Source organism: Shewanella sp. YQ_9 (genome assembly GCF_043103185.1).
Classification (GTDB): Bacteria; Pseudomonadota; Gammaproteobacteria; order Enterobacterales; family Shewanellaceae; genus Shewanella; species Shewanella algae.
In genome coordinates this window covers 69,467-78,015 of sequence record NZ_JBICJO010000015.1, presented here as the reverse complement: position 1 = coordinate 78,015, position 8,549 = coordinate 69,467, and the positions used below count along the sequence as shown (strand labels likewise).

Below are 8,549 nucleotides of genomic sequence, written 5' to 3'. Positions count from 1 at the left end.
AGGGATGGAATTTGAATAGGTTGCACGTGTAACGGAGGGATGCCAAGATACCCTAACATCTGTTGGAAAAATAGCGGCCCCAAAGTAGGAGTTTATGAATAATTACGAAGAACAATACTACAAAGTTTTTGAAGTACCATTTCGAGAAACTTACCTTCATTTGAAGGCATCACTGGATACTGGCCGCCGTCGCTACAGCTTCACTAAATTAGATGCTATTGATGGACCAATATTTTTTACGAATGCAGATAAAGGCGAAATGCCGTTCATAGTAAGTGATTTTTTACTCCATAGTTTTTTCCCTGTGGTTTCTAAGAAAATTGCCGACATAATCATGCCTTATAGCATTAATGGCTTTCAGTTGTTTCCTACTGTGTTAATTGGTGACGATGAGAAGCAACATGGAGATTTTTTCTTTTTTAATGCTTATGACAAACTCGACTGTATAGACTTTGACAACAGTGACATACATGATTATTCATCAGAAGACAGTATGCACGAAGTCATTCGGTATAAATTAAAAAACGAAGTGTTAGATACGATTCCATTAGAAAACCGTTTGATCATACGCCCGAGTAAAGTTGCTGGTGGCGGTTTATTCATTCATGAAACTCTTGTGACTCAAATTATTAAGCATGTCGCCCCTAGTGCCTTTAAGTTCTTTCGACTGAGTGAATACACATTAGGGGATAAATATGTATAGCATTGTATTTTTTACAGGTTGGTGACTGCTTTTTGAAACCATAGCTATACAGAAAAGCTTTTGAAGACACCTAAATAAGTGATCCTAATTGTGCTCCACCTTCATGAGACCATGCCCACCACCAGGGAATGGTGAAGCCTGGTCCATAAAGTACTTAACTCGCTCCATCTGCTTAAGCATACCCATCGACAACTAGCTCAAGCTAACTAGGGACTTTAGCCGTTTATTCAAGGGCCGGATGGTATACCGAAGGCACTTACGGACGACTCTACTCACCTGCAACGACAACGAAAGCAAAGGTTGCATGGCCAGCAGTTGTTTAGCTGAATCCCCGAGGTTCCAAGTATTTCTCTCCATCGAACTTTGTTCGATTTCAATAATCTCTTAAATTCGACTTTTGTCTTCACTTTAAGCCGAATGGTCCACAAAAGGTTAAAGAATGATGTTCTTTCTGAAAACATCATTCTGACAGCAACACAGGCAACTAGAGTCTTTAATCAGCTAACGATGGATGTCTTTATTTTTTAGTTTTTTGATTTCTTCGTAGTCATAACTAGTGATCTCATACGGATTGCCATAAGGATCGCTAAAATAAATAGACCATGACAGAGCATGATCACTTTCTTTGAAATCAACACCATGATTACCAAGCTGCGTTTTCCATTCTTCGTAGTTTGTAGAATCCACAGAAAACGCCACGGTTGTATTTACCAAAGTGTCTGATTCAAAGAGTGTAATGTGAACACCACCATTTTCAATTGTTAATGGTCCACCTTCTAAAAACCAACGTTCAAGCGACTCAACTCGATTGAACCCTAATACTTCTTTGTACCATTGCTCCGCACTCAAACGATCTGGCGCATAAATATGGATGTGATCTATTTTCTCTAGCTTTGGCATAATTTTATCTCCATATACTTATATCTTAGAAAGGCATAACGCCGTGTAATGAGGCAGTACCAGCGTAGGGCCAAGTGACGTATGGTTCCTTATTACGTACGTTGTACCGAGCGTACTGGTACCCACCCTATTTCGCCCGTTGACCTCGAGACCCGATACCACGAATTGAGTTCAAACAGCACTGACAGTTTTTCACCTATGGCAGTATTGAGCTCAACATTGTCATAATCTTGTAGCATGATACCCACGGAGCTGCCCTCAACCTTTTCTATATATTGAACTGGAGCCCAACCCTGCTCACCTGCATCATTGGTTATAAAAATCCAATTGGGAAATTCGTCATCTATTTCACCCTGTTCGACTTTATCGCCTTGCTTCAAATAAAACGGATTTGGATATTCTGAGACATGTTGTTCAATAGTAACTACTTCCATATTTTCTCCAAAGTACATAACACCTTTGGCTAGGGAATCCCCAGATAATTCCGTAACTAGAGATGCTGCAGTGTGGTCAATGCATCGTATTTTTTGCAGGATTAGAGGGAAAATTTCAGATACGGCTCAACGCCGCAGTAGCGAGTCCAAGCAGCAATAATGGCGTCACTGCCGAAGAGAAGACAATGAAGCCGATCATTTTCGCCGCGCAGTTTACTTGAGTAAATGAGCAGCGAAAATGATTGGATGAAGCCCTAACTAATGTGCTCCACTAAACCATAATTGCGTTGCTGACGAAGCACTCTTTGTGTAAGCCCAAGCCGGGGGCAAATCGATGGCGCCAGCGCGCAGTTGACTGATGTCAATGAGCACTGGCACCAAGATTTAACGCCGCAGTAGCGAGTCCAAGCCGCAACCATGGCGTCACTGCCGAAGAGAAGGCAATGAAGCCGATCATTTTCGCCGCGTAGTTTACTTGAGTAAATGAGCAGCGAAAATGATTGGATGAAGCCGTATTATCGAGGCCAAGTAGCCATGTTATTCGTACTCAGACATGGGCACACAGGCACAAAACAAATTCCGGTCCCCATACACATCATCAATACGATTCACGGTCGGCCAGAACTTGTTGGCCTTGACTGTGGCATTCGGGAATACCGCCAGTTCGCGATCGTATGGACGGCTGTCGAAGGCGGGATCCATGATGTCGGCTAGCGTGTGTGGTGCATTGTGCAGCGGGTTATTGTTCGCAGGCCACTCACCGGCTTCGACCCGGGCGATTTCACCGCGGATGGCCACCATGGCTTCGATAAATCTGTCCAGTTCGGCCTTGGACTCAGACTCGGTCGGCTCGATCATCAGGGTTCCGGCAACCGGGAAGCTCATGGTCGGAGCGTGGAAGCCGTAGTCGTTGAGGCGTTTGGCCACATCCATTTCAGTCACGCCGGAGGCTTCTTTCAGCGGACGCAGATCGATAATGCACTCGTGAGCCACACGGTCGTTACGGCCGCGGTACAGCACTGGATAGTGCTCTGACAGTTTCTTCATCACATAGTTGGCGTTGAGCATGGCGTTCTGGGTAGATTCACGCAGGCCCTTGGCGCCCAGTAGCTTGATGTACATCCAGCTGATTGGCAGTATGCTGGCGCTGCCGTAAGGCGCAGCAGAAACGGCGCCGTTGTTGTCGCTTTCGCGGCCCGGCTTAACCAGAGTATGACCGGCAACGAAAGGAGCCAAATGCGCTTTTACGCCGATGGGACCCATGCCTGGACCACCACCGCCATGAGGGATGGCGAAGGTCTTGTGCAGGTTGAGGTGGGAAACGTCCGCGCCGATAAAGCCGGGAGTGGTCACACCCACCTGGGCATTCATGTTGGCACCGTCCAGATACACCTGGCCACCGTGTTGATGAATCACCTCACAGATCTCCGAGACGGTTTCTTCATACACGCCGTGGGTGGAAGGATAAGTGATCATGATGCAGGACAGGTTATCGGCCACTTCGGCCGCCTTGGCGCGCAGATCTTCCATGTCCACGTTGCCGCGCTTGTCACAGGCCACAACCACTATCTTCATACCGGCCATCTGCGCCGAAGCCGGGTTGGTACCGTGAGCCGACTGAGGGATCAGACAAACATTGCGGTGCCCCTCGCCGCGGGATTCATGGTACTTCTTGATGGCCAACAGACCGGCGTATTCGCCGGATGCACCCGAGTTGGGCTGCAGGCACATGGCGTCATAGCCGGTGATTTCCACCAGATAATCAGACAGCTCATTGAGCAGCTTTTCATAACCTTTGGCTTGATCCAGCGGGCAGAAAGGATGCAGGTTGGCAAATTCCGGCCAGCTGATAGGCAGCATCTCGGCGGTGGCGTTCAGCTTCATGGTGCATGAACCCAGAGAGATCATCGAGTGGTTCAGCGCCAGGTCTTTGTTTTCAAGACGCTTGATGTAGCGCAGCATCTCGGTTTCGCTGTGGAAGCTGTTGAAGGTTGGATGAGTCAGAATAGCCTCATCACGCAGCAGCGCCGCAGGGATGGACTCACTGCCCTTGGCAAGGATTTCAGCATCCAGTGCCGCCACATCCAGGCCATGACCGGCGCCCAGAATGATATCGAACAGGGCTGCCAGATCATCAGCGGTAGTGGTTTCATCCAGGCTGACACCCAGAGTGCCTTCGGCATCAATACGCAGGTTGCTCTCGGCGGCAATGGCGCGGGCCAGCACGGCGTCTTTGTCGGCCACTTTGAAGGTCAGAGTGTCGAACCAGCTAGCGTTGACCAGCTCAACGCCCTTGGCCTTGAGGCCGGCGGCGAGAATGTCGGTCAGGCGGTGGATACGCTCAGCTATGGTCTTCAGCCCTTGTGGGCCATGGTATACAGCGTAGAAAGAGGCCATGTTGGCCAGCAGGATCTGCGCGGTACAGATATTGGAGTTGGCCTTTTCGCGGCGGATATGCTGTTCACGGGTTTGCATCGCCATCCGCAGCGCTGTGTTGCCGCGGCTGTCTTTGGAAACGCCTATGATACGGCCAGGCATGGAACGCTTGTGCTCGTCACGGGTCACGAAGAAAGCGGCGTGCGGGCCACCATACCCCATAGGCACGCCGAAACGCTGCGCGCTGCCAAAGACCACGTCGGCGCCCAGGCTACCGGGAGACTTGAGCAATACCAGCGACATGATATCGGCGGCAACAGCCACAATCGCTTTCTGCTCACGCAGCTTGGCAAAGAGTTCACGCTGATCGTTCAGCTCGCCTGTCTTGCCGCTGTACTGGAACAGGGCACCAAAGAGTTCATGATTGAGCGCTTCCTCGGCGGGGCCTACGACGACTTCAAAACCAAAGCATTCGGCGCGGGTCTTGACCACATCCAGCGTCTGCGGGAACACGTCATCGGCAACGAAGAAGATATTGGCTTTCTTGGCCTTGGATACCCGTTTGGCCAGCGCCATGGCTTCGGCGGCGGCTGTGGCTTCGTCCAGCAGCGAGGCGGAGGCCAGATCCAGGCCGGAGAGGTCCATGGACATCTGCTGGAAGTTCAGTACCGCTTCCAGGCGGCCCTGGGCGATTTCCGGCTGGTATGGGGTATAAGCCGTGTACCAACCCGGGTTTTCCAGCACATTGCGCAAAATGACGTTAGGCACTTCAGTGCCGTAGTAGCCCATGCCTATGTAGCTCTTAAAGACCTTGTTCTGCTTGGCCAGACCCTTGATATAGGCCAGACCTTCGGCTTCGCCACAGGCTTCGCCCACGGCCAGATCCCGGTTCAGACGAATCGACCCCGGTACTATCTGCGCCGTCAGATCTTCCAGTGACTCGGCGCCAACATAGTTCAGCATCTCTTGCTGCTGCAGGGCGTCGGAGCCGATATGACGACGGATAAAGAGTTCGTGCTGCTCTAACTGAGTGAGGGTTTGCTTGGTCATGATTAACCTTGTTCCATGTTCGCCGGTATCCAGCCGTAGGGAGGCGGTGTACCAGTCTCTTTATTTAGTGGTAAAACAAACGAAGCCCCGGAGGGCTTCGTTTTTCAGCGACGCTTATTCTTCGTCGATGACAGCCTGATATCCTTCGGCATCCAGCAGGTTGTCCAGCTCAGACAGGTCAGAAGGCATGATACGGAAGAACCAGCCATCACCGAATGCATCGCTGTTGACCAGCTCAGGGCTGTCTTCCAGCGCTTCGTTGATGGCAATCACTTCACCGGACAGAGGGGCATAGATATCTGAAGCGGCCTTAACAGACTCGGCCACAGCGCAATCCTCAGAGGCGCTGACAGTGTCGCCTACTTCCGGCAATTCAACGAAAACCATATCACCCAGCAGCTCCTGCGCATGTTCAGTGATACCGACTGTGTAGCTACCGTCTTCTTCCTTGCGGATCCATTCGTGAGAAGAAGCGTACTTCAGTTCGCTTGGAATATTGCTCATTATTCTTGTTCCTTTCCCGTGTTTTAGAATGCTTGTTTACCGTTACGCACAAAGCCTGGCGCCACTACTTTAACAGCGACGCGCTTCTTGCGCATTTCGACTTCGGCCGTATCCCCAATGGAGTTCGGTACCCGGGCCATCGCAATAGAATAGCCCAATGTCGGTGAGAATGTACCGCTGGTGATCACGCCTTCCTGCTCTTGGCCGTTGGCGTCGGTAAAGAATACCGGCATGCCATGGCGCAGCACGCCTTTTTGCTCCATCACCAGGCCGATAAACTTGTCGGCTCCGGCCTCTTTGATGGCGCTCAGGGCTTCACGACCGATAAAGTCACGATCGCTCGGTTCCCAGGCAATGGTCCAGCCCATGTTGGCGGCCAATGGGTTAACGGTTTCATCCATGTCCTGACCATAGAGGTTCATCCCGGCTTCCAGGCGCAGCGTATCGCGGGCACCCAGACCACATGGCTTAACACCGGCCTCGAGCAGCGCTTGCCACAGGGCTTCGGCTTCTTCGGCAGGCACTATGATTTCATAACCGGCTTCACCTGTGTAACCTGTGGTGGCCACAAACAGGCTGCCTGCCTGCACACCGAAGAAAGGCTTCATGCCTTCAACGGCCGCGTTTTGCTCGGCTGTGAACACAGTGGCGGTTTTGGCCTTGGCATTGGGGCCCTGCACGGCAATCATCGCCAGCTCAGGGCGCTCGGTCACCGTGACATCATAGGGCTTGGACTGCTCGGCAATCCAGGCGAGATCTTTTTCGCGGGTGGCTGAGTTGACGACAACCCGGTAATGGGTGTCATCGAGATAATAAGTGATCAGATCGTCAATCACCCCGGCTTCATGGTTCAGCATGCCGCTGTACAGCGCCTTGCCGGAGACCTTGAGTTTGGCGATATCGTTGGCCAGCAGTTTACGCAGGAAGGCTTTGGCGTCGCTGCCGGTGACATCAACAACCGTCATATGGGAGACGTCGAACATACCGGCGTCCTGACGCACTGCGTGATGTTCTTCTATCTGCGAACCATAGTTGAGTGGCATATCCCAACCATGAAAATCAACCATCTTGGCATTGGCTTCCAAGTGCTTGTTAAAGAGTACAGTTTTATTAGCCATTGTTATCCCTTCTAGTCGGGGCTTTACAGTGTCACCCAGGGGCAACACTGAGTTAAAATGCAGCGAAATTATACCCTGCGTCACAAATTTGTATACAAGTGATTTTTCTAATCCGAACCATTATGGATTAATTTTTCTCATGGTTTGCCTGTAATTTTTTTACAGTAAATCACAGTGTGTGTATAAAAAACGCCCAAAAGCGACTGTTTTTGGGCGTTTTCCTTCACATACGGCTAACCGGGGATGAAGATTATTCAGGACGACACAAACGCGGCAGCTTGAATTTGTGTCCCATGGCCTGTTGCATGAACACAGTTTTCAGCCCAGCGACATTGTCCACCAGGTTGAGACCGAGATCGCGAATCGCCTTCTTCAGAGGATTACTGCCGGCAAACAGCCGCTTGAACCCCTCCATGGCAGCTATCATCTCCATCGCCTCGGCTTTGCGCCAGCGCTCAAGGGCGCGCAGTTCGCCATAGGCGCCGATATCCTTGCCTTCGCCGTGCAATGCCGCCACGGTTTCCACTATGGCGCCGGCATCGAGGAAACCCAGGTTAACCCCCTGCCCCGCCAACGGATGTATGGTGTGTGCCGCATCGCCGGCCAGCAACAAACGATGGCGGGCGAAATGGCGCGCATAACGCATCCGCAGTGGAAAGCTCTGACGTTCACTCTCCAACTGACACAGGCCCAGGCGGCCATCGAAGGCGGCGGTCAGCGCCCGGGAAAAGGCCTCATCATCCAGCGCCAGCAAGGCCTCGGCCTTTTGCGGCGGCACCGACCAGACGATGGAGCAGAGGTCGCTCTCATAAAGCGGCAGAAACGCCAGTGGGCCGTCGGCACAGAACACCTGGCGGGCACAGTCACCATGGGGTAACTGAGTACGAATGCTGGCGACTATGGCGTGATGACCGTAGTCCCAGAAGGTCAGCGGGATCTGGCACTGTTGGCGAACCCAGGAGTTGGCGCCATCGGCAGCCACCACCAGGGCGGCACTGAGGTTATCGCCGTTATCCAGCGTCAGCCAGGCTTCACGCTCACCAAAGGCGATACGCTCAAGCCGGGTGTGTTCCAGCAGTGTCAGCTGTTCCAGCTCTGCGGCTCGCTGGGCCAGGGCGTAGTGAATGGCATCGTTTTCGATTATGGTGCCAAGGGAAGTCTCGCACTGGCTCTGTGCATCAAACTGGATGCGCCCCATGCCGTCTTTTTCCCAGACATCCATCTTGCTGTATGGCCCGAGACGGGACTTGTCCAGATAGGCCCAGGCCCCCAAGTGTTCGAGCAGCGCCTGGCTGGCCTTGTTGATGGCACTGACCCTCAGGCGTGGCGCCCCCTCGACCGGCGCGGCACCGGCGGCATCTATCACCACCACCTTGAGCCCGGCCTGTTCCAGGCCGCAGGCCGTTGCCAGTCCCACCATACCGCCGCCCACCACGGCCACATCATAGCTTTGGAAATTCATCG

Annotated in this window: 7 protein-coding genes; 1 reads left to right on the top strand and 6 read right to left on the bottom strand. The window is 52.2% G+C overall.

Going from position 1 to position 8,549, the window contains the following annotated elements:
• Positions 1 to 94: 94 nt before the first annotated feature.
• Positions 95 to 703: an imm11 family protein gene (locus ACF8D4_RS04815; RefSeq protein ID WP_392464819.1), complete on the top strand. Its 609-nt coding sequence runs from the start codon at positions 95 to 97 to the stop codon at positions 701 to 703.
• A 501-nt stretch (positions 704 to 1,204) separates the two neighbouring features.
• On the opposite strand, the gene ACF8D4_RS04810 is transcribed toward ACF8D4_RS04815, so the two are convergent.
• The 6 genes from ACF8D4_RS04810 to ACF8D4_RS04785 form a co-directional block, all read right to left on the bottom strand.
• On the bottom strand, positions 1,205 to 1,603 hold the full coding sequence (locus ACF8D4_RS04810; protein ID WP_392464821.1) for a VOC family protein: 399 nt from the start codon (positions 1,601 to 1,603) through the stop codon (positions 1,205 to 1,207).
• A gap of 92 nt (positions 1,604 to 1,695) precedes the next feature.
• The gene (locus tag ACF8D4_RS04805; RefSeq protein WP_208125047.1) at positions 1,696 to 2,037 is read right to left on the bottom strand and encodes a hypothetical protein; all 342 of its coding nucleotides are present in this window, start codon (positions 2,035 to 2,037) and stop codon (positions 1,696 to 1,698) included.
• 537 nt (positions 2,038 to 2,574) lie between these two features.
• Positions 2,575 to 5,463, bottom strand: a complete 2,889-nt coding sequence (gene gcvP / locus ACF8D4_RS04800; RefSeq protein WP_392464823.1) for an aminomethyl-transferring glycine dehydrogenase — start codon at positions 5,461 to 5,463, stop codon at positions 2,575 to 2,577.
• Between the two features lie 114 nt (positions 5,464 to 5,577).
• Entirely contained in the window at positions 5,578 to 5,967 is a 390-nt protein-coding gene (gcvH, locus tag ACF8D4_RS04795; RefSeq protein WP_025009008.1) for a glycine cleavage system protein GcvH, read from the bottom strand.
• Positions 5,968 to 5,990: 23 nt separating this feature from the next.
• The gene (gene gcvT, locus ACF8D4_RS04790; protein WP_208142067.1) at positions 5,991 to 7,085 is read right to left on the bottom strand and encodes a glycine cleavage system aminomethyltransferase GcvT; all 1,095 of its coding nucleotides are present in this window, start codon (positions 7,083 to 7,085) and stop codon (positions 5,991 to 5,993) included.
• A 250-nt stretch (positions 7,086 to 7,335) separates the two neighbouring features.
• The gene (locus ACF8D4_RS04785; RefSeq protein WP_392464824.1) at positions 7,336 to 8,547 is read right to left on the bottom strand and encodes an FAD-dependent monooxygenase; all 1,212 of its coding nucleotides are present in this window, start codon (positions 8,545 to 8,547) and stop codon (positions 7,336 to 7,338) included.
• Between the last annotated feature and the right edge of the window lie 2 nt (positions 8,548 to 8,549).

What these genes read in the sequence shown, in the direction of transcription:
- ACF8D4_RS04805 (WP_208125047.1), bottom strand. Translation starts at nt 2,037, where the DNA reads ATGGAAGTAGTTACTATTGAACAACATGTCTCAGAATATCCAAATCCG.
- gcvP (WP_392464823.1), bottom strand. Translation starts at nt 5,463, where the DNA reads ATGACCAAGCAAACCCTCACTCAGTTAGAGCAGCACGAACTCTTTATC.
- gcvH (WP_025009008.1), bottom strand. Translation starts at nt 5,967, where the DNA reads ATGAGCAATATTCCAAGCGAACTGAAGTACGCTTCTTCTCACGAATGG.
- ACF8D4_RS04785 (WP_392464824.1), bottom strand. Translation starts at nt 8,547, where the DNA reads ATGAATTTCCAAAGCTATGATGTGGCCGTGGTGGGCGGCGGTATGGTG.
- ACF8D4_RS04810 (WP_392464821.1), bottom strand. Translation starts at nt 1,603, where the DNA reads ATGCCAAAGCTAGAGAAAATAGATCACATCCATATTTATGCGCCAGAT.
- ACF8D4_RS04815 (WP_392464819.1), top strand. Translation starts at nt 95, where the DNA reads ATGAATAATTACGAAGAACAATACTACAAAGTTTTTGAAGTACCATTT.
- gcvT (WP_208142067.1), bottom strand. Translation starts at nt 7,085, where the DNA reads ATGGCTAATAAAACTGTACTCTTTAACAAGCACTTGGAAGCCAATGCC.